The 26,407-nt window shown below is 73.1% G+C and carries 21 protein-coding genes; 13 read left to right on the top strand and 8 right to left on the bottom strand.

Features of this window, described 5'->3' with window-relative positions; all coding sequences use genetic code 11:
• Positions 1 to 18: 18 nt before the first annotated feature.
• Positions 19 to 1,149, bottom strand: a complete 1,131-nt coding sequence (locus AMO33_RS25505; protein WP_060594546.1) for an acyl-CoA dehydrogenase family protein — start codon at positions 1,147 to 1,149, stop codon at positions 19 to 21.
• A 9-nt stretch (positions 1,150 to 1,158) separates the two neighbouring features.
• A complete protein-coding gene (locus tag AMO33_RS25500) occupies positions 1,159 to 2,331 on the bottom strand; it encodes an acyl-CoA dehydrogenase family protein (RefSeq protein ID WP_011211210.1) in 1,173 nt (390 codons plus the stop codon).
• 233 nt (positions 2,332 to 2,564) lie between these two features.
• Between AMO33_RS25500 and AMO33_RS25495 the strand changes: the two genes are divergently transcribed.
• The 5 genes from AMO33_RS25495 to AMO33_RS25475 all read left to right on the top strand — a co-directional run bounded on the left by AMO33_RS25495 (position 2,565) and on the right by AMO33_RS25475 (position 6,805).
• Entirely contained in the window at positions 2,565 to 3,275 is a 711-nt protein-coding gene (locus AMO33_RS25495; protein ID WP_060594545.1) for a hypothetical protein, read from the top strand.
• A 111-nt stretch (positions 3,276 to 3,386) separates the two neighbouring features.
• Positions 3,387 to 4,124 (top strand): alpha/beta hydrolase, encoded by a 738-nt coding sequence (locus AMO33_RS25490; RefSeq protein ID WP_041560385.1) that lies wholly within the window; start codon positions 3,387 to 3,389, stop codon positions 4,122 to 4,124.
• Positions 4,125 to 4,189: 65 nt separating this feature from the next.
• Positions 4,190 to 4,588 (top strand): hypothetical protein, encoded by a 399-nt coding sequence (locus tag AMO33_RS25485; RefSeq protein WP_011211213.1) that lies wholly within the window; start codon positions 4,190 to 4,192, stop codon positions 4,586 to 4,588.
• A complete protein-coding gene (locus AMO33_RS25480) occupies positions 4,581 to 5,969 on the top strand; it encodes a PPE domain-containing protein (protein ID WP_060594544.1) in 1,389 nt (462 codons plus the stop codon). Before AMO33_RS25485 ends, AMO33_RS25480 begins: the two co-directional genes overlap by 8 nt.
• Positions 5,951 to 6,805, top strand: coding sequence for an ESX secretion-associated protein EspG (locus tag AMO33_RS25475; RefSeq protein ID WP_240327314.1), 855 nt, complete (start codon positions 5,951 to 5,953; stop codon positions 6,803 to 6,805). Before AMO33_RS25480 ends, AMO33_RS25475 begins: the two co-directional genes overlap by 19 nt.
• A 4-nt stretch (positions 6,806 to 6,809) precedes the next feature.
• Here the strand turns inward: AMO33_RS25475 and AMO33_RS25470 are convergent, their stop codons facing one another.
• A complete protein-coding gene (locus tag AMO33_RS25470) occupies positions 6,810 to 7,430 on the bottom strand; it encodes a phosphoribosyltransferase (RefSeq protein ID WP_060594542.1) in 621 nt (206 codons plus the stop codon).
• Between the two features lie 13 nt (positions 7,431 to 7,443).
• Positions 7,444 to 8,298, bottom strand: coding sequence for a carbon-nitrogen hydrolase family protein (locus AMO33_RS25465; protein ID WP_060594541.1), 855 nt, complete (start codon positions 8,296 to 8,298; stop codon positions 7,444 to 7,446).
• 62 nt (positions 8,299 to 8,360) lie between these two features.
• Between AMO33_RS25465 and AMO33_RS25460 the strand changes: the two genes are divergently transcribed.
• Both AMO33_RS25460 and AMO33_RS25455 read left to right on the top strand, forming a co-directional pair.
• On the top strand, positions 8,361 to 10,169 hold the full coding sequence (locus AMO33_RS25460; RefSeq protein ID WP_170916177.1) for a DEAD/DEAH box helicase: 1,809 nt from the start codon (positions 8,361 to 8,363) through the stop codon (positions 10,167 to 10,169).
• 218 nt (positions 10,170 to 10,387) lie between these two features.
• Positions 10,388 to 13,723 (top strand): bifunctional RecB family nuclease/DEAD/DEAH box helicase, encoded by a 3,336-nt coding sequence (locus AMO33_RS25455; RefSeq protein ID WP_240327313.1) that lies wholly within the window; start codon positions 10,388 to 10,390, stop codon positions 13,721 to 13,723.
• On the opposite strand, the gene AMO33_RS25450 is transcribed toward AMO33_RS25455, so the two are convergent.
• Both AMO33_RS25450 and AMO33_RS25445 read right to left on the bottom strand, forming a co-directional pair.
• Positions 13,724 to 14,911, bottom strand: coding sequence for an alanine racemase (locus AMO33_RS25450; RefSeq protein ID WP_082668803.1), 1,188 nt, complete (start codon positions 14,909 to 14,911; stop codon positions 13,724 to 13,726).
• A gap of 81 nt (positions 14,912 to 14,992) precedes the next feature.
• Positions 14,993 to 15,472 (bottom strand): hypothetical protein, encoded by a 480-nt coding sequence (locus AMO33_RS25445; RefSeq protein WP_041560387.1) that lies wholly within the window; start codon positions 15,470 to 15,472, stop codon positions 14,993 to 14,995.
• A 404-nt stretch (positions 15,473 to 15,876) separates the two neighbouring features.
• Between AMO33_RS25445 and AMO33_RS25440 the strand changes: the two genes are divergently transcribed.
• Entirely contained in the window at positions 15,877 to 16,623 is a 747-nt protein-coding gene (locus AMO33_RS25440) for a tyrosine-protein phosphatase (RefSeq protein ID WP_011211222.1), read from the top strand.
• Between the two features lie 3 nt (positions 16,624 to 16,626).
• On the opposite strand, the gene AMO33_RS25435 is transcribed toward AMO33_RS25440, so the two are convergent.
• Together AMO33_RS25435 and AMO33_RS25430 are read right to left on the bottom strand one after the other, a co-directional pair.
• Entirely contained in the window at positions 16,627 to 17,889 is a 1,263-nt protein-coding gene (locus AMO33_RS25435; RefSeq protein WP_060594539.1) for a class I adenylate-forming enzyme family protein, read from the bottom strand.
• Between the two features lie 102 nt (positions 17,890 to 17,991).
• A complete protein-coding gene (locus AMO33_RS25430) occupies positions 17,992 to 18,786 on the bottom strand; it encodes an enoyl-CoA hydratase/isomerase family protein (RefSeq protein ID WP_060594538.1) in 795 nt (264 codons plus the stop codon).
• A 179-nt stretch (positions 18,787 to 18,965) separates the two neighbouring features.
• Between AMO33_RS25430 and AMO33_RS25425 the strand changes: the two genes are divergently transcribed.
• The 5 genes from AMO33_RS25425 to AMO33_RS25405 all read left to right on the top strand — a co-directional run bounded on the left by AMO33_RS25425 (position 18,966) and on the right by AMO33_RS25405 (position 26,227).
• On the top strand, positions 18,966 to 19,922 hold the full coding sequence (locus AMO33_RS25425) for a glutathione S-transferase family protein (protein WP_229435084.1): 957 nt from the start codon (positions 18,966 to 18,968) through the stop codon (positions 19,920 to 19,922).
• 136 nt (positions 19,923 to 20,058) lie between these two features.
• The gene (locus tag AMO33_RS25420) at positions 20,059 to 20,781 is read left to right on the top strand and encodes a hypothetical protein (protein ID WP_011211226.1); all 723 of its coding nucleotides are present in this window, start codon (positions 20,059 to 20,061) and stop codon (positions 20,779 to 20,781) included.
• Positions 20,778 to 21,722, top strand: a complete 945-nt coding sequence (locus AMO33_RS25415; RefSeq protein ID WP_060594536.1) for an ATP-binding cassette domain-containing protein — start codon at positions 20,778 to 20,780, stop codon at positions 21,720 to 21,722. The genes AMO33_RS25420 and AMO33_RS25415 overlap by 4 nt, the downstream gene beginning before the upstream one ends.
• Positions 21,719 to 22,498: an ABC transporter permease subunit gene (locus tag AMO33_RS25410; RefSeq protein WP_060594535.1), complete on the top strand. Its 780-nt coding sequence runs from the start codon at positions 21,719 to 21,721 to the stop codon at positions 22,496 to 22,498. Before AMO33_RS25415 ends, AMO33_RS25410 begins: the two co-directional genes overlap by 4 nt.
• 78 nt (positions 22,499 to 22,576) lie before the next feature.
• The gene (locus AMO33_RS25405) at positions 22,577 to 26,227 is read left to right on the top strand and encodes an ABC transporter ATP-binding protein (protein ID WP_060594534.1); all 3,651 of its coding nucleotides are present in this window, start codon (positions 22,577 to 22,579) and stop codon (positions 26,225 to 26,227) included.
• Positions 26,228 to 26,407 lie beyond the last annotated feature (180 nt).

Raw genomic sequence — 26,407 nt, 5'->3', positions numbered from 1 at the left:
CGCCCGGATCGCCCGCCGCTAAAGCTCGACCAGGTCGTATCCGCTGGTCGCCGTCCGCAGCACGGTCAGATGCTCGAGCTCGCCGCCGAGCGTGCGACCGATCGCGGTGAGCCGGGCGACGTAGTGGCCGACCGGGTACTCGGCGGTGACGCCGATACCGCCGTGCATCTGGATCGCCTCCTGCCCGACGTGGCGGGCGGCCTTGGCCACCTGGAGCCGGGCGCGGGAGATGATCACCGGGTCGACCACCCCGTCGGCGACCGCCGCGGTGAGGTACAGGCTCATGCTGCGCGCCAGCTCCAGCGAGACGTACATGTTCGCCGCCCGCTGGGTCAGGGTCTGGAACTTCGACAGCGTGACGCCGAACTGCTTACGGGTGCCGAGGTATTCGGTGGTCAGCCGCAGCGCCTCCGCCATCGCGCCGACCGATTCGGCACACAACCCCGCGTGCGCGTACCCCAGCGCCTCGCGGATCGCGGCGGCCGCGTCGGCGCCCGGCTCGCCGAGCAGTTCGGCGGGCGCGGACGCGAATTCGAACTGCGCGCCGCGACGGCTGTCGACGGTGCGGTAGGCCGTCCTGGTGACGCCCGCGCCGTCGGGCGCGACGAGGAACAGACCGACGCCGCCGCCGGGCAGCACCGCGCTGACGATCACGCGATCGGCGCAATCACCGTGCGGCACCGGGTTCTTCACACCGGTCAGCGTGTAGCCGTCGCCGGACTGTTCGGCCCGGGTCGACAGGTCGGTGGCGGGCCAGCGCACCCCGGGCTCGTCGTGCGCGAAGGCCAGCAGCTGTTCCCCGCCCGCGACGGCGGGCAGGATCTGCGCGCGCTGGGCGTCGGTGCCGAGAGTCGCCACCAGGGTGCCGGGTACCACGACCGCGTCCAGCAGTGGCTCGGGCGCGAGCCTGCGCCCGATCTCCTCGAGCACCACCAGCGTCTCGACCGCGGTCGCGCCCGCGCCGCCGAACTCCTCGGCGAAACCGAGGCCGAGCACCCCGAGTTCGGCGAGCTGGCGCCACACGTCGCGGCTCCAGCCCAGCTCGGTGTCGGTCACCTTCAGCCGGGTCTCCGGGTCGTAGGTGCGGGCCAGCAGATCGCGCACGGTGTCGCGCAGCATGACCTGTTCATCGGTGAGATCGAAATCCATGACCTGGCCTCACAATCCGAGGATCGTGGAGGCGATGATGGTGCGCTGCACCTCGTTCGAGCCTCCGTAGATGGTGGTCTTGCGGTAGTTGAGGTAGCCGGGGCCGCTGCGCTGCGCCCAGCCGGGCGAGGCGATGCCCTCGGCGCCGACCGGGATCGCGTCGGCTCCCGCGATGTCGAGCAACAGCTCGGTGGCGGCCTGCTGTAGTTCCGAACCGCGCAGTTTGAGCACCGAGGAGGCCGGGTTGGGCTTGCCGTCCGAGGAGTTGGAGACCACGCGCAACTGGGTCAGCTCCAGCGCGATCAGTTCGTTCTCCAGTTCGGCGATCCTGGCCGCGAAGACCGGATCCTCGAGCAGCGTGCCGGAACCGGACTTCACCTGGCGCGCGTACTCCTTGGCCACGCCGATCTTGACCTTGGTGCGGCCCACGCCGGTGATGCCGGTGCGCTCGTTGCCGAGCAGGAACTTCGCATAGGTCCAGCCCATGTTCTCCTCGCCGACGAGCTGGTCGGCGGGCACCCGGACGTTCTCGAAGAACACCTCGTTGACCTCGTAACCGCCGTCGATCAGCTTGATCGGGCGGATGGTCACGCCGGGGCTCTTGACGTCGAAGAGCAGGAAGGAGATGCCCGCCTGCTTCTTGGGCGCGTTCGGATCGGTGCGCACCAGGCAGAAGATCCAGTCGGCGTGCTGGGCCAGGGTGGTCCAGATCTTCTGGCCGTTGACGATGTAGGAGTCGCCGTCGCGCACGGCGGTGGTGCGCAGCGAGGCCAGATCGGAGCCCGCGTCGGGCTCGGAGAAGCCCTGGCACCACCAGATGTCGAGGGCCGCGGTCGGCGGCAGGAAACGCTCCTTGAGCTCCTGCGAGCCGAAGTGCGCGATCACCGGGCCGACCATCTGGGCGTTGAACGTCAGCGGCTCGGGCACCGAGGCGAGCTGCATCTCGTCCTGCCAGATGTGGCGCTGCATGGGGGTCCAGTCCTTGCCGCCCCACTCGACCGGCCAGTTCGGCACGGCCAGCCCGTGGTCGTTGAGGATCTTGTGCGCGGTCACGATGTCCTCGCGGGACAGTTCCTTGCCGTGCTTGACGCGCTCACGGATCTCGGCGGGGATCTGGGTGCGGTAGAACTGCCGCAATTCGTCGCGGAAGGCCACCTCGTCAGGGGACAGGGATATTTTCATACGCAGCTCCCGTTGTGTCTCGTACGTCCGAGTAGAACCTACCCCTCGGTAATCCGGCACTGTCGAGTGGATCACATCACGTGTACCCGATGGGGCAAGACACCACCGATGGCTCCGCGGATCGGGGCCAATCGGACACAAAGGACAGCGCCCGGCGCGGCGGCACCGGCCCTCAGCTGGTACGTTGCGACCGAAGGTCGGGCAAGCCAGAGATCTATCGAGGAGTTCAATCGGTGAACGGCAGAACCATCGCACGCGCCGCGGCGGCCGCCCTCACGATCGGCCTGGGCGCGGCCGTCCCCCTCGCGCCCGCGAACGCCGTGCCGGACACCGCCGCGCCCGACAGCGTCGTCGACGCCGCGATCGCTCAGCTCACCGAACGCGCGGGCGAGGACGCCACCGCCCGCGAGGGCGTCGGCGCGCTGGCGAAGTACACCGAGTTGGTCGACGTGGCCCAGCTGCGCGACATCGCGGGGGCATGGGCGCCGTTCGCCTACGCCGCGCCGACCTTCGGGTGCGGCAGCAACGGTCCGATCACCACGATCGTCGCCGCGGCCACCACCTACGGCAACGCTCCCGACCAGGCGGCCAACCCCGAACCGGGCACGCTGCGGTTCAGCGCGACCCCCGCCCACTCCGGCGCGCCCCTGTCCTCCGGCCTGGTGGTGGCGTGGGTGAACGTCAACAACGGGCGCAGCGGCATCGACGCTCTCGACGACCGCACCGAGTACGGGCTGCCGTCGCTGTCCAAGACCGTCGCCAGCGGACCGGGCACCGTCATCGCCTCGATGTGGGGGGTGATCGGTTACCCCGGCGCGCACTGCGTGATGACCCCGACTGTGGGCACTTTCACTGTCCCGGACGCTCCCGCTCCGCCGGCTCCGGCCGAGCCCGCGCCGCTGCCCGCACCGGCACCGGCCGCCCCCGCACCGGCTCCGGCCTAGTCAACGGTGGTTACCCGCCGGTCACCCCGGTGACCGGGGCTGGAGTGTAATCGGTTCTGCGCCGAAATGGTGAAGTACCCTGAGGCGCAGAACTTTTGGCACTATCGACGCATGGTTTTCTTCGACGGCGCGCGCGGCCGGATGCACTATCGGCGGTGGCCGGTCGACTCTCCCCTGGCGGTCACGGTGCTGCTGCACGGGCTCGGTCAGCACAGCGGGCACTATCACCGATTCGCCAGGACACTGCGCGCCGTCGACGTGGAGGTGTGGGGACTGGACTTCGCCGGACACGGCCTGAGCGAGGGCGATCCGGAGCAGCCGGGCACCCTCGCCGAGCTGGTGGCCGACGCGACCGCGCTGGTGGAGCGGGTGCACGCCGCGCATCCCGACCGCCCGCTGCTGCTGATGGGGCATTCGCTGGGGGCGGTGACCGCGCTGGGCATGTTGGGCGCGGCGGTGCCGGACACCACCAGCGAATCCGATCTCAACGCGGTGGAGGCCAGCTACCCGCTGACACCGAGCCTGCCGGTGGCGTGGCTGGCCGGGCTGGTGCTCTCCGGCGTGCCGCGCCGCGCGCTCGGCGGCGGTGCACCCGGTGCGCCGGGAACGCCGCTGCCCGCGCAGCTGCCGGTCCTGGCGGTACACGGGGTGGAGGACCGGCGCGCGCCGGTCGAGGGCATCCGGGGCTGGACGGCACGCCACGAATCGGTAGATTTGCGGGAGTACGCCGAGGCCGGGCACGATCTGCTGCACGAACCCGTGCAGGCGCGCGTCGCCGCCGACATCGCGGAGTGGATGCGGGCGATCGTGGCGGCGGAGGCGGTCGTGGGGTCGGGGCGACGGCACTGATCCCGGCGTGAGAGGGGCGTGGGGGAACCCGCGCGGCGGCACGACGAAGTAAGGGGGACGATGCGGTGCGGCCACAGGTTGCGGCCCTGGCCCAGGCGGCCGAGCAGGGCTCACTCCGGATCGACGGTGTACTGATCGCCGAGGGCGCGCACGAGCGGTGCGCGCGCCGCTACGAGCAGTTGGCCGAGCAGGTGGAGGCGCAGCTTGCCGTGCTCGCCCCGGCCCGGTCGCTGCCCGGCTTCGGCGGCTTCGACTCGGGCGCGATGCTGCGCAGCGGGTTCGAGGACAAGGCCGGTGCGGCGCTGCGGCAGTTGCGCGAGTACGCCACGGCCGCACGGGAATTGGCGGCGGTGTTCCGCGCGGCCGCGGCCGCCTACACCGCCGCTGACACCGGACTGGCCGCTGCCGTGCGGGCGGTGGACCCGGCCGAGCCGCAGCAGCATCCGGCGGTGGCCGGTGCGTGAACTCCCCTACCAGGCGCACCGCGCCCCGCACACCCGCACCGATCCGGCGTACGCGCCGCGGGCCGAGGTGTTCGACAGCCTCGAGCACGACGAGATCCACCGCAAGGTGCAACTGCTCGACCCGGCGGTGCTGAACGCGGGCGGGCAGGCCTGGCAGGCGAGCGCTACCGGGCTGGGCGAGGCGGTGGCGCAGGCGCACACCGAGATCCGCGCCGCGATCGCCGACGGCTGGCGCGGCGCGGCCGCCGAGACCGCGGCCGCCGCGGTGCTCGCCTTCGAACAGCGTGGCCAGCAGCTCGCCGACGTGTTCGGTGCGGTGGCCCAGCGGCTCACCGCGGCCGCCGAGGCGGCGGAGACGCTGCGCTCGGCCGTCGGGGAGCCCGCCCGCGCGCGTCCGGACCTCGCGGCCGCGCTGCTCGATCCCGCCCAGGCGACCGCCAACATCGCCACCCAGAAGGCCGCGGAGAACGACCGGCAGGACGTCGTGCGGGTGATGGACACCATCTACACCGGGGCGTTCCTGGCGAGCGGCACCGTTGTGCCCGCCTTCCCGGACGACGCCGACACCGGGTTGCCCGGTGTGCCGGTGGCGGCGCCCTCCGCGGGGGCGCCGAGCCACACCGCGACCGGCGGCGAGAGTGTCACCGCGCAGTCGCTCACCGGGACGACGGCGACCGGCGGCGACCGGCCGGCCCAGTCCGCGCCGCCCGCACCGGCCACCCCCGGTCCCGCCACGTCCACGCAGCCGACCGGCGCCGGTGTTCCCGTCCCGGGTTCCGTCACCGCCGGCGGCGGCGCTCCCGCGACGACGACCAGCACGTCCACGGCAGCGGCTGCCGTCTCTGCCCCGACCGCCCCGGTAACGCCCACCGGCGTGACGCCCCAGCGGCCGCCGACCGGTGCCGAGGCGACCACGCCCGGCGCGACCGCCGTCCCCGCCGGGGCCGGACCCGCCGCCACACGGCGCAAACGCGACGACCACTCCACCTCGTCGACCGGCGCAGCCGGCACCGCGGCGACCGGGCACGTCACCGGCTCCACCGCGACCGGGACGGCGCCGGGCGGCGAACCGTCCACCGCGCGCGAGCACGAGCGCACCTCCGAGCAGGTGACCGGCGCGGGCGCGGGCGCCATCGGCGGCCTCATCGGTGGTGCGGCGCTGGCGGCCGGTGACACCGCGCGCACCGGCTCGTCGGTGGCGGCCACCGCCGCGCGGGCCGAGCGAGACGACGACCGCGAGGACGACGACGAATTCCGCTGGGAGGACGACGACTTCGACTTCGGTGACGAACCGTCCGGCGAGCCGGACGCCGACGCGCTGATCGGGGAACTGGATCCGGCGGCGCCGCCGGTGGTCGGCGAATGGACCGAGCGGGAGTGAACTGGACGCTGGCCCCCGACGAGTTCGCCGCGGCGTGGGCGCGGGCGGACGGCGACCGCATTCCGTATCCGCTGGCGGTGCGATCCGCGGCGGGCGATGCCGCCGAGCACGCCGCGCGGCAGGCCGAACTGGCGCGGTGGTGCGACCGGGTGGTGGATGCCGACATGGCGGCGGCGCTGCGCGTGCTGGCCCGGCCCACGGTGCTGGTGGAGGTCTACGGCGAGCACGGCACCGGCGACGCCGGGGCCGCCGGGCCCGAGCCCGAGCACTGGCCGCCCGCCATCGCGCCGGTGTCCGACGAGCCCGCACCGGTCGCCGCAGGCGAGACCAGGCCCGTGCGCGTACTCGGCGCGGCCTCCGGGAATGTCGCCGTCGTGGCGGCCCAGCGGCCCGGCCCGGACGCGACCCGCGGCGGTGCGGTACGGCTCTACGTCGGCGGTCCGGCGAACCTGGCCGCCCGCGTGGTCTCGGTGCTGCCGGAGAACCGCCCGGGCACGGGTGAGCGGCTCGGCGCACCGCTCGCGCGGGTCAAGGAGGACAGCCGCGACCTGGTGACCGTGCCGGTCTCGGGACCGACGACCCCGGCTCGCATCCGCCGCCTGCTCAACCGCCCGCGCCGGGGCATCGGGCAGATCGTGGTGTCGGCCCGCCGGGGCGACCGGCTGCGGCCGTTCGGGGTGCTGTGCTGGATCGACGTCGACGGCGACGGCCGGTACGCGGTGCGCACCGGCACGGACGTGCACGTCACCCCGGTCACCGCGGAGACGTTCGCGGCCCAGCTGCGGCCGATGGTGGATGCGGCCGAGCAGGCGGCCGCCCGCGCCGAACAGTGGTGATCGGCTACAGCAACGCGGTGACCTCGGTGTCGGCGAGTTGATGGAAATCCCGGTAGGCGGCCCCGACCCCGCCCAGGTCCTCCGGCACCCACGGGCACACGACCTCGTCGGCCTCCACGGACACCCGGGCCAGCGCCTCCGCCGAGGACACCGGCACCGCCACCACCAGCCGCCGCGGCCGGTGCGAGCGCACCACCCGGCAGGCCGCCGCCACGGTGGCCCCGGTGGCCATGCCGTCGTCGACGACGATCACCGTGCGGCCGGTCGTCGACAGCGGCTCGCGGTCGCCGCGCCATGCGCGGGCACGCCGCGCGAGTTCCGCGGTCTCGGCCCGTTCGACCTCGGCGAGCTGACCGGGTCGCACCCCGGTGTGGTACAGCACATCGTCGTTGAGAACCCGGATGCCGCCTTCGCCGAGCGCGCCCATCGCCAACTCCGGCTGCCAGGGCACCCCGAGCTTGCGGACCAGCAGGATGTCCAGATCGCCGCCGAGCGCCGCCCGCACCGCCGCCGCCACCGGCACACCGCCGCGGGGCAACCCGAGCACCAGCGGGACCGCCTCGCGCAGGTGCTCGAGTTCGGCGGCCAGCACCCGACCGGCCGCGGTGCGATCGGCGTAGCTCATCTCCCCTCGAACGCTACTCCGCTGCGCGCGCGGTGACCGCGAATCGGCGCAGCGCCAGGCTCGGGTTGCGGGTACGCACCGCGGCCAGGTGCTCCAGGTCGACGGTGGCGGTGAGCACCCCCGGTGCGTCGCCGAGTTCGGCCAGCACCGCGCCCGCCGGGTCGACGATCATCGACGCGCCCGAGCCGAGCGGGGCGGCCTGGTCGGCGGCGGCGACGTAGACGGTGTTCTCGATCGCCCTGGCCCGCAGCAGCGTGGTCCACTGGTCGACCTTGGCCGGTCCGGGAATCCACTGCGCGGGCACGGCCAGCACGTGCGCACCCGCCGCGGCGATGCGCCGGAAACCCTCCGGGAACCGCAGATCGAAACAGGTCTGCAAGCCGATGGTGACGCCGTCGACGGTGAACAGCGCGGGCTCGGTGATCGGGCCCGCTTCGATGACGTCGGACTCGCGATGCCCGAACGCGTCGTAGAGGTGCACCTTCCGGTAGATCGCGATCCGCTCGCCCGCCGGACCGGTCACCACGAGGGTGTTGCGGATGCGCTCCTCGCCCGGCTCGCCGGTCTCCACCATGCCCGCCACCAGGTACACCCCGGCATCGCGGGCGAGGTCGGCCAGTCCGGTGGCGAACGGCCCGTCCAGCGGCTGGGCGACGGCCACCACCCGCTCGTCGAGCTTGCGCACCGCGTACATCGCGTACTCCGGGGCGATCACCACCCGGGCGCCGTGGCGCGCGGCCTCCTCGACGTGCTCGCGCAGCGTCGCGAGGTTCGCCGCGGGCTCGACGCCCGGGGTGAACTGGACGACCGCGATCTCCACCGCCGGCTCGCGCCGGTCCCGTTTCTGCGCACCGTGCTCGAGTTGCATAGGTCTCACCGTATTGGCCCGGTGACCCGGGAGGCCACCGGCAGGCAGTAAACTCCTGGTCAATGAGCACCAATCAGGTCGACAGCGTTCCTGGCGACGACGACAGGGACTCGGGCGGAGCCGAATCCGGTTCCGGCTCGGCCGGCCCGTCCTTCGCCGACTTGGGCATCGATGACCGCATCCTGCGGGCGATCGCCGATGTCGGTTACGAATCCCCCTCGCCGATCCAGGCGGCGACCATTCCCCCACTGCTCGACGGCGCCGACGTCGTCGGCCTGGCGCAGACCGGCACCGGTAAGACCGCCGCGTTCGCCATCCCCATCCTGATGGGCCTCGAAGTGACCGGCAGGCAGCCGCGCGCGCTCGTGCTCGCACCGACCCGGGAACTGGCCATCCAGGTCGCCGAGGCGTTCGGCCGCTACGCCGCGCACATGCCCGGTCTGCATGTGCTGCCGATCTACGGCGGCCAGAGCTACGGCGTGCAGCTGTCCGGGCTGCGCCGCGGCGCGCACGTCGTGGTCGGTACGCCCGGCCGGGTGATCGATCACCTGGAGAAGGGCACCCTCGACCTGTCCCAGCTGCAGTACCTGGTGCTGGACGAGGCCGACGAGATGCTGAAGATGGGCTTCCAGGAAGACGTCGAGCGCATCCTCGCCGACACCCCGCGCGAGAAGCAGGTGGCGCTGTTCTCGGCCACCATGCCCGCGGCGATCCGGAAGATCTCCAAGCAGTACCTGCGCGAGCCGGTCGAGATCACCGTCAAGGCCAAGACCCAGACCAACACCAACATCACCCAGCGCTGGGTGCAGGTGTCGCATCAGCGAAAACTCGACGCGCTCACCCGGGTGCTCGAGGTGGAGCCGTTCGAGGCGATGATCATCTTCGTCCGCACCAAGCAGGGCACCGAGGAACTCGCCGAGAAGCTGCGCGCCCGCGGATTCTCCGCGGCGGCCATCAACGGCGACATCGCGCAGAACCAGCGCGAGCGCACCATCGGCCAGCTCAAGTCCGGCGCGCTGGACATCCTGGTCGCCACCGACGTCGCCGCGCGGGGCCTGGACGTCGACCGCATCTCGCACGTGGTCAACTACGACATCCCGCACGACACCGAGTCGTACGTGCACCGCATCGGCCGCACCGGCCGCGCCGGGCGCAGCGGGCAGGCGTTGCTGTTCGTCGCCCCGCGCGAGCGGCATCTGCTCAAGGCCATCGAGCGCGCCACCCGGCATCCGCTCGAGGAGATGCAGCTGCCCAGCGTGGAGGACGTGAACGCGCAGCGGGTCAGCAAGTTCGGCGACGCCATCACCGAGAATCTGTCCTCGGCGAACCTGCCGCTGTTCCGCAAGCTCATCGAGGACTACGAGCGCGAGCACAACATTCCGCTCGTCGACATCGCGGCCGCGCTGGCCGTGGGCTCCTACGACGGCGACAACTTCTTCATGGAGGCCGAACCGGAACCCGAACGGCGCGAACGTGTTCCGCGGGAGCGGCCGGCCCGGCGGTTCGACGAGGAACGCGGCGGCGGCTCGCACCATCGGGCCACCGGCACCGAACTGGCCACCTACCGGATCAGCGTCGGCAAGCGGCACCGGGTGGTGCCGGGCGCGATCGTCGGCGCCATCGCCAACGAGGGTGGCCTGCGGCGCAGCGATTTCGGGCACATCAGCATCCGGCCCGACCACAGCCTGGTCGAGCTGCCCGCGCAGCTGCCCCCCGAAACGCTGGAGGCGTTGCGGCGCACCAGGATCAGCGGCGTCCTCATCCAGTTGCAGCTGGACCAGGGACCGCCCGCGCAGCGCGCGTTCAGCCGCGGGCCGCGGCGCGACCGGGACGCGGGCAAACGACCGGAGCGACGCAAGCCCCGATCCTGAACGGGCGAGACGCCCAGGTCACGCTGCGCTACCGCCTCCGGCCGCTGACCCGGTCAGGCGGTGCCATTTGCGCCCGACCGGGGCGGCCTCCGTGGTCACGCTGCGCTACCGCCTCCGGCCGCTGACCCGGTCGGGCGGTGTACCATTCGCCCGAGCGGGGCGCCCCGGCGCGTCGGCCGCTGGTGTCCCGGTAGCCAACGGGAGGGGCGCGTTTGTTCGTGTTCGGTGATCGTGTCGTGTGCACCGCCGCCGACCTGGTGCGCACGGCGCGGTGCGAATTCGCGCTGCTGCGTGCCCTGGACGCCGAACTCGGCGCCGTCGACGGTCCGGTGGCCGACAGCGCCGCCGCCGTCGCGCCGGACGATCGGCTGCACGAGCGGATGCGGGCCCGGCACGGCGACGCGATCGTCGACATTCCCCGGACCGACGGCGTGGCCGGGCATTCGGAGGACCCGGCGGCGGCGGCGGATCTGCTGCGCGCGGCGCACGCGGCGACGGTGCGGGCGGTGCGCGCGGGCGCGACGGTGATCAGTGGCGCGGCGGTCTTCGACGGTGGGTTCGCGGCGCGGTGCGATTACCTGGTCCGCGAAGGACATTCGGCGGTGCTGCACGCGGTCGCGCCGACGCCGCGGGCGCGGTTGACCGCCCTGCTCGAACTGGCCGGCTGCGCCGCGATCCTGGTCGAATCCGGCCTTCTGCCCGACCCGGCCGCCGCGCGGCAGGCCCGCGCCGACGCGCCGTCGATCACCCTCGTGATCCACTGCGGCGGCGACGCGTCCACCCACTCCTACCCGGCGGCCGCCGCCGTGTACCGGGAACGGCGGCGCCGGGTCGCGGCGATCCTGGAGGACAAGCTCGCCGAGCTGTTGCCGGTGCAGTGGGGCGATCCGCGCTACCTCGCCTGCGGGCAGTGCGAGACCTGCCGTCCCGCGCTGACCGCGGCACGGGATCTGTTGCTGGTGGCGGGCATGTCCCGGCCCGCCCGTGCCCGGCTGCGGGCCGCCGGCGTGCACACCGTGGATCGGCTGGCGACCGCCACCGAGGTGCCCGGCCTGTCACCGCGCACGGTGACGGCGCTGCGCAGGCAGGCCGAGATGCAGACCCGGGCCGAAGCCGCGGGCGGGCCCGCCTATGCCCTGCTCGATGCCGACGCGCTCGCCGCCCTGCCGCCCGCCGCACCCGGCGACCTGGCGCTGACCGTCGACCTCGACCCCGACGGTCTGCCCCGCCGCGTCGAACTCGGCGATGCGGACGGCGTGCTGCTCGCCGTCGGCGGCCCGTTCGGTACCGCCGCCGCGGACACCCGCACCGCCGTCACCCGCGTCCTCGAACGGGCCGCCGCGCATCTGCGCGAACACCCCGGCGCCCACCTCTACCACTACGCCGGCGCGGTCCGCGCCACCCTGCTTCGGTACGCGGGCGGCCCCGCCGACGAGGAGATCCTCGACGAGCTCCTGCGGGCCGGCGCGCTGGTCGACCTCTACCCCATCGTCCGCAACGCCCTGCTGATCGGCGCGGGGTCGTACCGCCTCGACAGTGTGCGTGCTCTCCTGCCGGGCGCGTCCACCGGCATCGAGACGGTGCTGCGCCTGCCGCCGTGGCTGCGCGGCCTGGCGCCGCGGGCGCGGGCCGATGCGGCGAGCGCCGCGGCCCAACCCGATTCCTGGTACGCCCCGCCGCGTTCGGCGGCCGACCCGGCGCCGCCGCGGCCGTCCTCGCTCGAGGCCGCGCTCACCGAATACGCGGCGGGCCAAGGCGATCCACAGCATCCCGCCGGTGTGATGGCGGCCGTCCTCGGCTATCAGCGCCGGGAGCGGCGCGCGTCGAGCTGGGCGCACGCCGACCGGCTGACCCATCCGGTGCACGAGTGGGCCGACGCCCCCGGCGTGCTCATCGCCGAATGGGGTGCGGTGGACACGAAGTGGCATCGCAGCCCCGACCACACCACCATGCGCCGGTTCCTGACCTTGACCGGCCGGATCGGGGCGGGCGGCGGCGTGGGCGGAGCGAGCGGCGTCGGCCCGGCCGCGAGCGGCCCGCTGGCGCCGGGCACCCGGGTGCACACCTTCTACGACCGGCCGGTCGCGCTGGGCAGGCGCGCCACCGCCACGGCCGTCGTGCTCGGCTGCGCGGTGGACGCCGACTTCGACGACACCGTGCGGCTGGAGGAGATCCTGCCCGAGGGCTGGGAGCCGGTCGACGAGTTGCCGACCGCGATCGCGCCGGGTGTCCCGGAGTGGGACGAGCACATCGAGGCCGCCGTCGAAGCGCAGGCCCAGCGCCTGCTGATGACCCTGCCCGACCTGCCCACCGGCGCCTTCTTCGACATCCTCGCCCGCCGCGCTCCCCGCCTCCGGAACGGCGGGCCGCTGCCGCCGGTGCACGGCGACCACGCCGCCGCCCTCACCGCCGCGGTCGCCGACCTGGACGGCTCCTATCTCGCGGTGCAGGGCCCGTCCGGCACCGGCAAGACCTCGACCACCGCGCGGACCGTCGCGCGGATGGTGACCGGGCGGCACTGGCGGGTCGGGGTGGTGGCCCAGTCGCACGCGACGGTGGAGAGCATGTTCGACGCGATCGTCGCCGCCGGGGTGCTGCCGGAGCTGGTCGGCAAGGCCGATGCCGTCTCGGTCGCGCCGGAGTGGGTGGTCATCGACGCCGACCGCTACCCCCGCTTCCTCGACAACGCGGTCAACGGCTGCGTGATCGGCGGTCTACCGAGCGATTTCGCCGACAGTCGCCGGGTGCCCGCCGGCGGCCTGGATCTGCTGGTGATCGCCGACGCGGGCCGCTTCCCGCTCGCCGAGGTGGCCGCGGTCGCCGGCACCGCGCGCAACCTGCTGCTGCTCGGCGACCCGCAGCCGGCCACCCCGCGCGCCGCCCATCCGGCCGCGGCCGCGGAGTCGGTGCTCGGCTGGCTGTCGGAGGGACGCGACACCGTGCCCGCCCACCTCGGCTACTTCCTCGACAGCACCTGGCGCATGCACCCGCGGGTGTGTGAGCCGCTGGCGCGGCTGTATTACGACGGCAGGCTCGCCGCGAACGAAACCGTCACCACCGCACGGCAACTCGACGGAGTGACACCGGGCATCGAGACGGTCACCGTGACCCATCGCGGCGACTCCACCGAGTCGGTGGCCGAGGCCCGCGAGGTCGTCCGGCAGGTGCGCGGGTTGCTCGGACGCCCGTGGACGGCGGGCGGCGCGACCAGGCGGCTGCACCCGCACGACCTGTTCGTGGTCGCCCCCTACGATGCCCAGGTCGGCCGGATCCGCACCCTGTTGGCGCGGGCCAAGATCGACGACGTGCTGGTGGGCACCGTCGACCGGTTCCGCGGCCGGGAGGCCGCCGTCGTGCTGGTCTCCATGACCACCTCGGCACCGGAGGACGCCCCGCACGGGACGGCGGCCCTGTTCTCCCCCGGATTGATCCGCGCCGCCGTCGGTCGCGCGATGTGGAAGGCGATCGTCATCCGCTCGCCGCTGCTGACCAGCTACCTGCCGGACACGCCCGAGGAACTCACCGACCTCGCGCGCTTCCTGCGGCTGGGCTGATCAGCCGAAGTTCTTGCCCTCGCCGCGATAGGTGGGCACGGTGGTGCGCGTGCCGTCGGCCTCCACCAGGTGCAGGTCGTCGAAGCGCTCGCACAGTTCGCCCGCCTTGGCGTGCCGGAACCAGACCCGGTCCCCGATGCGCAGCTCGCTCGCTCCCGACAGCGGCGTCTGCACCTCACCGGCGCCCTCGGTACCGATCAACCGCAATCCCTTGGGCCACACCGGTTTCGGTACCCGCGAGGCGCCCGCGGGACCGGAGGCGATGTACCCGCCGGCGAACACGGTGGCGATGCTCGGCGCCGGCCTGCGCAGCACCGAGGTCGCGAAGAACAGCGCGGGGCGCGGGGTGAAGGAGCGGTAGTGGTCGAACAGGGTCGGCACATACAGGCCCGACCCGGCGGTCACCTCGGTGACCTGCGTGTCGCCCACGCTGACCTCGATGGAGCCGGTGCCGCCGCTGTTGACGATCTCGAGCGGGCCGACCACCGACCGCACCGCGTCGAGCACCGCGGCGCGGCGGCGGCCGATCTCGGCCGCGGAGGCCTTCTTGACCAGCCGCACCGCGGGGTTGCGGTCCGGCAGGCCCGCGATCTGCGCCTCGTAGGTCATCACGCCGACCACGTCGAAGTTCGCGGCACGCGCCGCGCGGGCGAGGGCGGCGGCCTGCTCGGGGGTGCGCACGGGCGAGCGGCGCACGCCCAGGTGCAGCGGGCCCAGCCGCAGCGAGGCGTCCACGTCCAGGCAGACCCGCGGACGGACCCGGTCGGTGCCCATCGCCGCGCGGGCCAGCTCGAGCTGGGCGACGTCGTCGACCATCAGGGTGATCGCGCGTAGGGCGGACTCGTCGGCCGCGAGTGCGGCCAGCGCGGCGCGGTCGACGCTCGGATAGCCCAGCAGCACGTCCCCGGCGCCGAGACCGGCCAGCCACAGTGCCTCGCGCAGCGAATAGGACATGATCCCGGCGAAGCCGCCGGATCGGGTGAGACCGGCGCCGAGCACGGTCTCCAGGACGGCCCGGCAGCGGACGGATTTCGCGGCCACCCGGATCGGGGTGCCGTGGGCGCGCCGCTCGAGGTCGGCGGCGTTGGCCCGCAGGGTCGGCAGATCGAGGGCAGCCAGTGGCGGATCGAGGTCGGCGGTGGCCGCGTGCAGACCGGGGATCGGCGTGGTCTCGCTCACGCCTTCCACTCAACCACCTAACTGGTCAAACGTCCAGCATCGCTGGCGCGCGCGATCGGGCGCGCGGGCTCAGGCGGACCTGAACGGCGCTCAGATTTCGACGGCGCGCGAGGTCAGGCCGCTCACCAGATCGTCGAGCACCACCAGGGTGGTCTCGTCGTCACAGCAGGCCAGCCAGCGCAGCATCGTGCCCTGCAACATGGACACGCAATAGGCGGCGATCGCGTCGACCGGCTCGAGCCACTGGGTGCCGGACAGGTCCGCGCACAGCTCGAGGAAGGTGACGATCTCGGCATCCATGCGATGGAAGGTGGTGGCCGCGACCGGGTCGGGCACGCACTCGGAGCTGACCTCCCAGCGCTCGCGGATCGTCTTCACCGTCGACTCGTAGGCCCGGATCTGCTGGTACGGGGCCTGCTTGATCTGCGGCCAATAGGCCGAGACGCCCGCGTGAAGCAGCACCCGCAGTGCCCGCACTCCGGTGTGATCGAGCGACGCGGCCGCCTTTTCGACCGCCTCGCAGATGGTCGGCCGCAACCGACCCTCTACAGTTTCTCCACGTGCGCTCAACGACGACTCTCCCTCGGCGAAAGAACTCGCGCACCTGCGTCGGCGCGACTCGCTGAACTTGGCGGACTGTCCGGGAATCCCCAGGCTGCCCGGTCCAACGTTCATCAATGGTAGAGGGTTTCCAGGATTTGAGAACGGGTAAGCGACTAACTTTCGGACTGCAAGATTGTTTTGTTACCCGACCGGGACTCCACCGCGACGTTGCGACGGCCCCGCAAAATCCCCGTTGGCGGCGGCGACTTCGGACCCTCTCGAACCGAGATCCACGCCTTGATCCACCTTACGGACACCTTTCGGCAAATCACCCGGCTGTGGCGGATCGCACATCCGAGCCGGGCAAATCGGTCGATCGAGCGCACCGCGACGGCCCGCCGCGCGCACCCCGCGCCCGTTAGCCTGAACCGGTGACTTCCCCGCCTCCGGCCGACCAGTTCCACCTCTCCGGCACGTTCAACTTCCGCGACACCGGCGGCCTGCGCACGGTCGACGGCGCCAAGGTCCGCCCCGGCGTCCTGCTGCGCTCGGCTCAGCTCAGCGGCCTGGACGACCGCGGCCACGCGACCCTGCGCGAGCTGCGCGTCACCGATGTGCACGACCTGCGCGGACTGCGCGAGATCGACCACATCGGCCACGACAACCTGCCCGCCGACGTGCGCCTGCGGGTGACCCCGTTCGACTCGCGCATGGGCGAGGCGCCGCCGCACGACTCCGGCGACACCGACGCGTTCACCCACATGCTCGAGGTCTACCGGGCCTTCCCCGCCCTGCCCGAGGCCAACGCGGCCATCGTCGAACTCGCCGAGTCGATCGTGCGCGGCGACGGCGCGGTGCTCGTGCACTGCGCCGCGGGCAAGGACCGCACCGGCTGGGCGGTGGCGACGCTGCTGCGCGCGGTGGGCGTCAGCGAGGAGGACGTGCTCGCCGACTACCTGCGCAGCAACGAGGCGGTGCCCGCGCTGCGCGCCATGCTCACCGCCACGATGGGGCCGGGTGCCGAGCCCTCGCCCGACCTGCTGGGCGTCCGGGAGGAGTACCTGCGCATCGGCACCGAATCGGTGCGCGAACTGCACGGCGACCACGACAGCTTCCTCGCCGCCGCTGGCCTGGACGCGCGGCTGCGGGAACGGCTGCGCGAACGGATGCTCGAGTAGCGCCTACGCGGTGGCCCGGTACACCAGCCCGTCGGGGGCGATGCGGACCTGGTCGCCGGTGTGGAACCAGCCGCCGGTGAACCGGTCGGCGGTCGATTCCGGGTCGTTCCAGTACCGGCGGCTGACATTCGGGCCGCGGCACAGCAGTTCCCCGTAGCCGGTGTCGGCACGCGGCCCGCACAGCGCCAGTTCCGTTCCACCGAACGGGAATCCGAGCACGGTCGCGGTGGCGGTGTCGGTGTCGGCGGTGTCCACGGCGGTGGCGGTGCGGTCGGCGTCGGTGACGTCGAGGGCGAGACCGATACCGCTGGTCTCGGTGGCGCCCCACACCGACCAGTGCCGGGCGGCGGGGAACAGCTCACGCAGCGCGGCCGGCAGCTCCGGGCGCGGCGCGCGGCGGCGTTCGGCGCGCTGACCGGCACTGCTGACCCGCAGGACACCGTCGGTGCGCACCCCGTCGGCGCGCAGTTCGGTGAGAGTGGGCAACAAACCCGCGAAGATCTCCGGCGTGGCCGAGACCATGTCGACCCGCTCGGCGACGAGCGCCCGGGCGAGCCCGGCCCGGTCCGGCGCGAGCACCACCGTGCCGCCGACGGCGAACGTCGGCAGCAACTGGTCGACGCATCCACCGGCCTCCGACAGCGGCAACAGCACCAGATTGCGCACACCGTCGGTGGGCAGATCCAGCGCGGCGACCACCGAACGCACCGCCGACAGCAGGTTCTCGTTGGTGAGTTCGACCCCCTTGGGCTCGGGGGTCTCGCCGGTGTAGCAGAGCACCGCGAGATCGCCCAGTGCGGCGCCGTCGTCGATGAACGCCGCGCCGTCGGGCAGGCGGGTCCCGGTGCCGAGCACGAAATCGACCGCGCTGTCGGCGATCACGCGCTCGGCGATACCCGGCGCGAGCCCGTCGGGCACCAGCACCGGCACCGCGCCGCTGAGCAGCGCGCCCAGGAACGCCTGCACCCACCGCACCCCGGCGGGCATCCGGATCGCGACCCGGTCGCCGTAGCCGATGCCGTGCTCCTGCAGGCCACCGGCGATCCGCGAGGCCGAATGCCACATCTCGCGATAGGTGAGCCGGGGCCCGCCCGGCTCCACCACCGCTTCCCGGGCGGCGAAGGCATGCACCTGCAGGTCGAGCAGCTCGGTGAGCGCCGGGGTGAGGTTGCCGTACCGGAGCACGCCGTCGGCGCCGCGCGCCAGCGGGTTGTCGCACAGGCGCGCACGGGTGAGGGGATATTCGACGACCAACTGCTGCGACATTCGTCCTCCGCGTGCCTAGAGCCAGCAGGCCCCTGCACTATATGACGCGGATCACAATCGCGCGGTGTTGTTGTCGGACTGTGTCCCTCCGGCGGGTCCCCGTCAGCGGCCGGTGTAGGTCGCCTTGCCCGGCCCGTTCTCCAGGAAGCTGCGCACGCCGCCGCGCAGGTCCTCGGTGTCGAACAGCACGCCGGAGACCTTCGGGGTCACCGCGTCGGCGTGCGCGACGCCGCCGGAGCGCCACGCCTCGATGATCTGCTTGGTCGCCGCGTGCGCGCGCGTCGGGCCGTCGGCCAGCTTGTGCGCCAGCGCCCGCGCGGCCGAATCCAGATCGTCGTGCACGTAGTTGACCACGCCCCAGTCGGCCATCGTGGCGGCGTCGTAGAGGTCGGCGGTCATCACGAACTCGCGCGCGCGGCCCGAGCCCGCCCGCTCGGCCAACCGCTGCGGCCCGCCCATCGAGGGGGTCAGCCCGACCACGGTCTCCACCAGACCGAACTTGGCCTTGGGCGCGGCCAGAATGATGTCGCAGGCCAGCGCGATCTCGAACGCGGCGGTGAGGGTGAGCCCGTGCGCGGCGAACAACACCGGGCACGGCAGCGCCTCGATGGGGTGGATGATCTCGTCGAACAGCCGCTGCCACAGCGCGGCGCCCTGCTCGGTGCTCAGCCCGTCGAACACGTGCACGTCGACACCACCAGAGACGACCTTGCCCTCCGCGCGCAACAGCACCGCCCGCGGCGGCGCGGCGGTCAGCGCCGCGATGTCGGCGACCAGGCCGTCGAACATGGCCTGGTCGAACAGGTTCAGCGGCGGGTTGGCCAGGGTCAGGATCGCGACCTCGGCACCGGCCTCGGTGGTCTCACGGTCCAATCGGGTCGCCTTGTTCTCGCTCATTGCAGCAGCCTAAGCGGTGCGTCTGCGACACTGGGAGAGTGAGCGAGGCGGAAACACGAAGCTCGTCGGCGGCACCGGGCTCTGCGGAAGCACCGGGCTCTTCGGAAGCACAGAGCTCGCCGGGAAACCAGAACGGCTCCTATGTCGAGCCGGGCGAGTTCAAGCGCGACACCAACTACATCACCACCCGCATCACCGCCGACGGACGTGACGGTTATCCGGTCGAGCCCGGCCGATACCGGCTGGTCGCCGCGCGGGCGTGCCCGTGGGCCAACCGGACGCTGATCGTGCGCAGGCTGCTCGGGCTCGAGGACGTGCTCTCCCTCGGCCTGTGCGGCCCCACCCACGACAAGTACAGCTGGACCTTCGATCTCGACCCCGGCGGCGTGGACCCGGTGCTCGGCATCCCCCGGCTGCGCGATGCCTACCTGGCCCGCTTCCCCGACTACCCGCGCGGCATCACCGTGCCCGCCGTCGTGGACGTGCCGACCGGCCAGGTGGTCACCAACGACTACGCGCAGATCACCCTGGACTTCTCGACCGAGTGGACGGCCTACCACCGACCCGGCGCCCCCGACCTCTATCCGGAGCGGCTGCGCGCGGAGATCGACGAGGTCGCCGACGTCATCTTCCGCGACGTGAACAACGGCGTGTACCGCTGCGGCTTCGCCGGGGCGCAGGACGCCTACGAGCGAGCCTACGACCGGCTCTTCGCCCGGCTGGACTGGCTGTCGGAGCGGCTGGCGGACCAGCGCTACCTGGTGGGTGACACCATCACCGAGGCCGACGTGCGGCTGTTCACCACCCTGGTCCGGTTCGACCCGGTGTACCACGGCCACTTCAAGTGCAACCGGCAGAAGCTGAGCGAGATGCCGGTGCTGTGGGCCTACGCGCGCGACCTGTTCCAGACCCCCGGCTTCGGCGACACGATCGACTTCGATCAGATCAAGACGCACTACTACGTGGTGCATGCCGACATCAACCCGACCAGGGTGGTGCCCAAGGGCCCGGATCTGTCCGGCTGGCTCACCCCGCACGGCCGGGAAGCGTTGGGCGGCAGGCCCTTCGGCGACGGCACACCGCCGCCCCCGCCCAAGCCGGACGAGCGCGTCCCGGCGCTGCCTGCGCCCGCCTGAGGCGGCTGTTTCGTCGTCGCCGGACCCGGGAACCCGGCCCGCGGCACGGTTCGTTGCCGTGTTGGGCCGACGCGTGTTCGGTGCCATAGAGTTCAGCCGAGGCCGAGTTCAGCCGAGGCCGAGACGAAGGGGTGTCATGAAGCACGGCGCGTTCGAGAAGACCGTGATCAGCTTGCTGGAGAACGGTGCCAAGCTGCAGGGCCCGGCGGTGGACAAGTACATCGAGCGCATCCGTCGCGCGCACCCCGAGGAGTCCCCGGCCCAGATCATCGACCGCATCGAGCGGCAGTTCCTGCTCGCGGTCACCGGCAGCGGCACCGCGGCGGGCGCGACCGCGGCCATGCCCGGCGTCGGCACGGTGGCCTCGCTGGCCACCATCACCGCCGAGACCGCGTTCTTCCTGGAGGCCAGCGCGCTCTACACGCTGGCGGTGGCCGCCGTGCACGGCATCGCCCCCGAGGCCAAGGAACAGCGCCGCGCGCTGGTGCTCGCGGTGGTGCTCGGCGACAGCGGCATGCAGATCGTGGAGCGCTCGGTCGGGCGGTCGGCGCAGAACTGGGGCACGCTGATGGCCAACCGGATCCCCGGCCTGTCGGGCATGAACGACTCGCTGATGAAGCGCTTCGTCGTCCGGTTCCTCACCAAGCGCATGGCGCTGATGGCGGGCAAGGTGATCCCGATGGGCATCGGCGCGGTGATCGGCGGTGTCGGCAACCGGGCCCTTGGCCGCACCACCGTGGACAACGCCCGCAAGGCCTTCGGCCCGCCGCCCGCCACCTGGCCCGCGCACCGGCCGCGGGTGATCGAGGCCGACCCGCTGCCCGCGATCGATCCGACGAAGCCGGGTCCGCCGCGATGACGGCGAAGCCGCCCGCGATCACCGTCCGCGCGCTGGCCAAACGCTACGAGAGCGGGATCGGTGTCGAGGACGTCAGCTTCACCGTCGCCCCGGGTACCGTCACCGCGCTGGTCGGACCGGCCGGTTCCGGGAAGACCACGGTGTTGCGGGTGCTGCTCGGTCTCGTCGAACCGACCGGGGGGACGGCCACGGTGCACGGGGCAGGCTCGGTCGGCGCGGTGCTCACCCCGCGGGGACTGCATCCGGGCCGGGCGGCGCGCGAGCATCTGGCGGTCTACGCCGCCGCGGCGGGGGTCGGGCGCGACCGGGTCGCCGACGTGCTCGAGACCGTCGGGCTGAGCGACGTGGCCCGGGTGCGCGCCGGTGACCTCTCCCCCGGCCGGCAGACCCGGCTGGCGCTGGCCACCGCGCTGCTGACCGATCCGCGGGTGCTGCTGCTCGACGACCCCACCGATGGGCTCGACCACACCGAGCGCGGCTGGCTGCACGACTTCCTGCGCAGGCACGCCCGCCGCGGCGGCAGCGCGGTGGTCACCGGCGCGAGCCTGGCGGCGGTGGTGTCGACGGCCGATCAGCTGGTGGTGCTCAGCGAGGGCTCACCGGTGTACCAGGGCACGCCCGCCGCGCTCCGGCGCAGCAACCCCGACCGGCTCGTTGTGGCGGCCGGGGTGCCGGTCGCGCTGGCGACGGCACTGGCCGCGCGCGGCCACACCGACGCGGTGATCCGGCCCGACGGGCGGCTCGCCGTCGCCGAGGCCACCGAGGCGCAGATCCGCGACGCCGCGCGCGCCGCGGGGGTCCGCATCGACAGCATCGTCGCCGACCCGATCCACCCGGACCGGGTGCTCGCCTCGCTCACCAGACCGCGGGTGCGGCCCCCGGCCCCGAGCACGTTCGTACCACCCCCGCCCCAGCCCACGCCCTACGGAATCCCGCGATGACGCCGCTGCCCACGGACCTGATCCCGCCCGTCACCTCCGAGGTCCGCAAGGTCGCCACGCTGCGCTGGTGCCTGCTCCTGGCCGCGCTGCTGCCCGCTGTCGGGCTCGTCGCGAGCGCGGTCACCGCGGGCATGGCCGGGCCGCTCGACCCGCGCGGCCAGCCGGTCACCGGTGCCGCCACCCTCGGCCTCTACCTGGCGATCCTGGCCACCGTGCTGGGCGCGGGCGCGTTCGGCGCGGCCACCGCGGGCGGTGAGTTCCGGTACGGCTCGATACCGCTGACGGCGGTGTTCACCGCCGACCGGGATCGGCTGATGGCCGCGAAACTGCTCGTCGCGGGCGTCGCCGCGCTGGCGGTGGCGCTGCTGACCGAACTCGTCGCCGTCGCCTGCCTCTTCGGTTTCGGGCGCGGGAAGTTCGAGTTCGGCGCGCGCCTGGTCGCGGTGTTCGGGGCCGGGTTGTTCGCCGCGGTGTGCTGGGCGCTGATCGGGGTGGGGCTCGGCGTGCTGCTGCGCCAGTCCACCGGTGCGGTGGCGCTGCTGCTGGGCTGGCTGCTGGTGTTCGAGCCGCTGGTGTGGCTGGTGGCCGAGGGCATGGGCATCGGTGGCCTCGCGGTGCTGCTGCCCGGCTCGGCCACCGTCGGCACCGTGTTCGTCGGCTCCTTCGACGACAGCGGACTGTTCGCGCCCACCCCCGCCGCGCTCGTGGTGCTGCTGCTGTGGACCATCGCCGTCGGCGCGGCGGGCTGGTGGCGCCTGCGCGAACGCGATCTCTGACCGCCGCCACCCCCGACCGTCTCGCCCCGGTGTGGCCGGGGGAACAGCCGACCTGTCGGCGGACATGATTACCGTCGGATGCGGTGGTTGTGTGTGGAACGGGACGGTGAGAGCGTGAGCGGGCGGCGTGCGGCGGGCTGGATCAGGCGGCTGTGGGCCGAATGCCTGCGCCATCCCGGCACGCTCGCGGGCATCGGCGGCGCCATCCTGGCCGGCGCGCTGGTGGAGGTGAGCGCGCCGCTGCTCACCAAACGCGCCCTGGACGCGGCCGGTGTCGGCGACACCGGCGTCATCGGCACGGTCGCGCTGCTGCTGGCGGTGCTGGCCGCGGGCCGGTTCGTCGCCGCCTTCGGCCGCCGGTTGCTGGCCGGGCGGCTCTCCCTCGACGTGCAACACGGCCTGCGGGTGCGGGTGCTCGGCGCGCTGCAACGGCTCGACGGCGCCGGGCAGGACGCGCTGCGCACCGGTCAGGTGGTGTCGCGGTCGATCACCGACCTACAACTGGTGCAGGGCCTGCTGGCGATGGTGCCGCTCTCCGGCATGGCGCTGCTGCAATTCGTGCTCGCCGCCGCGGTGATGCTGTGGCTCTCGCCGCCGCTGGCGGTGGCGGCGCTGCTGGTGGTGCCCGGCATCGCGGCGGTGGTGTACCGGATGCGGCCGCGGTTGTTCGCGGCCACCTGGTCGGCGCAGCAGCGCGCCGCCGATCTGGCCCAGCACGTCGAGGAGACGGTGACCGGCGTGCGGGTGGTGAAGGGCTTCGGGCAGGAAGCCAGGATGGTCGACGTGCTCGAACGGCACGCGCGCCGGCTGTACGCCGAACGGATGCGCGCGGCCCGGATCGATTCGCGGTTCGCGCCGGTGGTGGCGGCCGTCCCGCAGGCCGGACTGGTCGCGGTGATCGCCTTCGGCGGTTGGCTGGCACTGCACGGCACGATCGGCGTCGGCACCTTCCTCGCCTTCGCCGCCTATGTCGCGACGATGACCTCGGCGGCGCGCGCGATGTCCTCGGTGGTGATCCTGGCCCAGCTGACCAGGGCCGCCGCCGAGCGCGTCTACCAGGTGATCGACACCGCCCCGGTGCTCACCGACCCGCCCGAACCCGTCCCGTTGCCGGCGGGCCCGCTCGGCGTCGAGATCGAGGGGCTGAGCTTCGGCTTCGAGCCGGACCGGCCGATCCTGCGCGACTTCGACCTCACCGTGCGCCCCGGCGAGACGGTCGCGATCATCGGGCCCGCCGGGGCCGGCAAGACCACGCTGTCGCTGCTGCTGCCGCGCTTCTACGCACCCGACGCCGGCCACATCCGGCTCGTCGGCGCGGACGGCACCCAGCGCGTGGACCTGGCCGACGTGCGCGCCGCCGACCTGCGCGCCGCGGTCGGCGTGGTCTTCGACGACCCGTTCCTGTTCTCCGACACCATCGCTGCCAACATCGCGCTCGGCAGACCCGACGCCACCGACAGCGAGATCAGGCAGGCCGCCGAGCTCGCCGCCGCCGACGAGTTCATCGGCGAACTGCCCGACGGCTACGACACCGTGGTCGGCGAGCGCGGTCTCACCCTGTCCGGCGGTCAGCGCCAGCGCATCGCCCTGGCCAGGGTGCTGCTGGCCCGCCCGCGCATCCTCGTGCTCGACGACGCCACCTCCGCGGTGGACGCGGTGACCGAGGCGGCCATCTTCGACACCCTGCCCGACCGGGGCGGGCGCACCACGATCATCCTGGCGCACCGCGAGTCGACGCTGGCGCACGCCGACCGGGTGATCCGGCTGCCCGCCGCGCCGCGCGCGCTGCCCGCCCCCGACCCGGCCGGACCGGTGCCGTTGCGCAAGACGGTCGGGAAACCGGGCGGTGGCTTCGGGCGGGCCGCGGCCGCCGACATCGCCGAGACGCCGGAGCTGCGCCGCACCATCGAGAAGCTCCCGCCCGCCACCGAGGCGCCCGGCCTCGACGACGCGCGCCTGCGCACCCCCGATCCCGGCTTCCGCCTGGCCCGGCTGCTGCGCCCGGTGCGGGCACTCGTCGGCGCCGTCGTCGCGCTGCTGGCCCTCGACGCCGTGCTCGGTGTGGCCTTTCCGCCGCTGGTGCGCTATGCCATCGACACCGGTGTGGGCACCGGTGACTCCGGCGCCCTGGTGCGCGCCGCGGTCCTCGGCACGCTGCTGGTGGGCGCCGGGCTGCTGGTCGGCGCGGTCACCATCGTGCTCACCGCCCGCACCGGCGAGCGGGTGCTCTACGGCCTGCGGGTGCGCAGCTACGCGCATCTGCAACGGCTCGGGCTCGACTACTACGAGCGGGAACTGTCCGGCCGGATCATGACCAGGATGACCACCGACGTCGACGCGCTGTCGAGCTTCCTGCAGACCGGTGTCGCCACCACCCTGATCGGGCTGCTGACGGTGGTCGGCATCGCGGTGGCGCTGCTGGTGATCGACTTCTCGCTGGCGCTGGTGGTGCTGGCCGCCGTGCCGCCGCTGATCCTGGCGACGGTGCTGTTCCGCCGGGTCTCCTCCACCGCGTACTCGATCTCGCGCGAGCACGTGTCCGCGGTGAACGCCGACTTCCAGGAGAACGTCACCGGTCTGCGAGCCGTGCAGGCCAACCGGCACGAGCCGGTCGCGGCCCGCCGCTTCGCCGAGTACTCCCGGCGCTACCGCAACTCCCGGATGCGGGCGCAGCGGGCGATCGCGCTGTACTTCGCGTTCGTGGTGGCCTGGGCGGATCTGGCGCTGGCCGCGGTGGTGTTCGTCGGCGCCCGCGAGGTGGCCACCGGCGCGACGACGGCGGGCACGCTGGTGGCGTTCGTGCTCTACCTCGAACTGCTGTTCGGCCCGATCACCCAGCTCTCCCAGGTCTTCGACGGCTACCAGCAGGCCCGGGTCGGTTTGCGCCGCATCGGCGACCTGCTGCGGACCCCGTCGTCGATCGCCGCCGACCCGCCCGACGCCGTCCCGATCAGCGACGGCCTGCGCGGTCAGGTCGCGGTCGATCACGTGCGGTTCCGCTATCCGGGCACCGACACCCCGGCGCTCGACGACGTCGCGCTCGACATCCCGCCCGGTTCCACGCTCGCCCTGGTGGGCCCGACCGGCGCGGGCAAGTCCACCATCGTCAAGCTGCTGGCCCGCCTCTACGACCTGCCGCGCGACCCCGGCGGTGGGCGTATCGCGGTGGACGGGGTGGACCTGCGCGACTACCGGCTGCGCGACTACCGCGCCCGGCTGAGCATCGTGCCGCAGGAAGCTCACCTGTTCACCGGCGACGTGGCGAGCAACATCGCATTCGGGAAACCGTCCGCGAGCGCGGACGAGATCGCGGCGGCGGTCGCGGCGGTCGGCGCGACCGAGATGATCGAGTCGCTGCCGCAGGGGCTGCGGCAGCCGGTGGGCGAACGCGGGCGCGGCCTGTCGGCCGGGCAACGTCAGCTCATCGCGCTGGCCAGGGCCGAGTTGGTGCGCCCGGATCTGCTGCTGCTCGACGAGGCCACCGCCACGCTGGATCCGGAGACCGAGGCGTCGGTGCTGGTGGCGAGCGCGTCGGTGGCGCGGGGCCGCACCACGGTGGTGGTCGCGCACCGGTTGGCCACCGCCGCCCGCGCCGACGCCATCGCCGTGGTGGAGCGTGGCCGCATCGTCGAGCACGGCACCCACGAGCAGTTGCTGGCCGGTGGCGGAACCTACGCGCGACTGTGGTCGGCCGGGTCCGCGACGGTGGTCGGCGAGCCGTCCGCGTAAGGGTGAGGCGGACGACACACCGCGGCGCGGAGGGAATAAGGTCGATGCCGGACGGGTCGAACACACACGGGTTCGGTTTCCGGCGGGTGGTGGTGACACCGCCGATTTGCTGCTGGGCATATCCTCGACAGAGGGCGCATCGGCGCGCATCCGCCGATCCCCGTGCCGGGCACGTCACAA

It is taken from the genome of Nocardia farcinica (assembly GCF_001182745.1).
Lineage (GTDB): Bacteria > Actinomycetota > Actinomycetes > Mycobacteriales > Mycobacteriaceae > Nocardia > Nocardia farcinica.
This window is presented reverse-complemented; position numbering and strand designations above follow the sequence as displayed.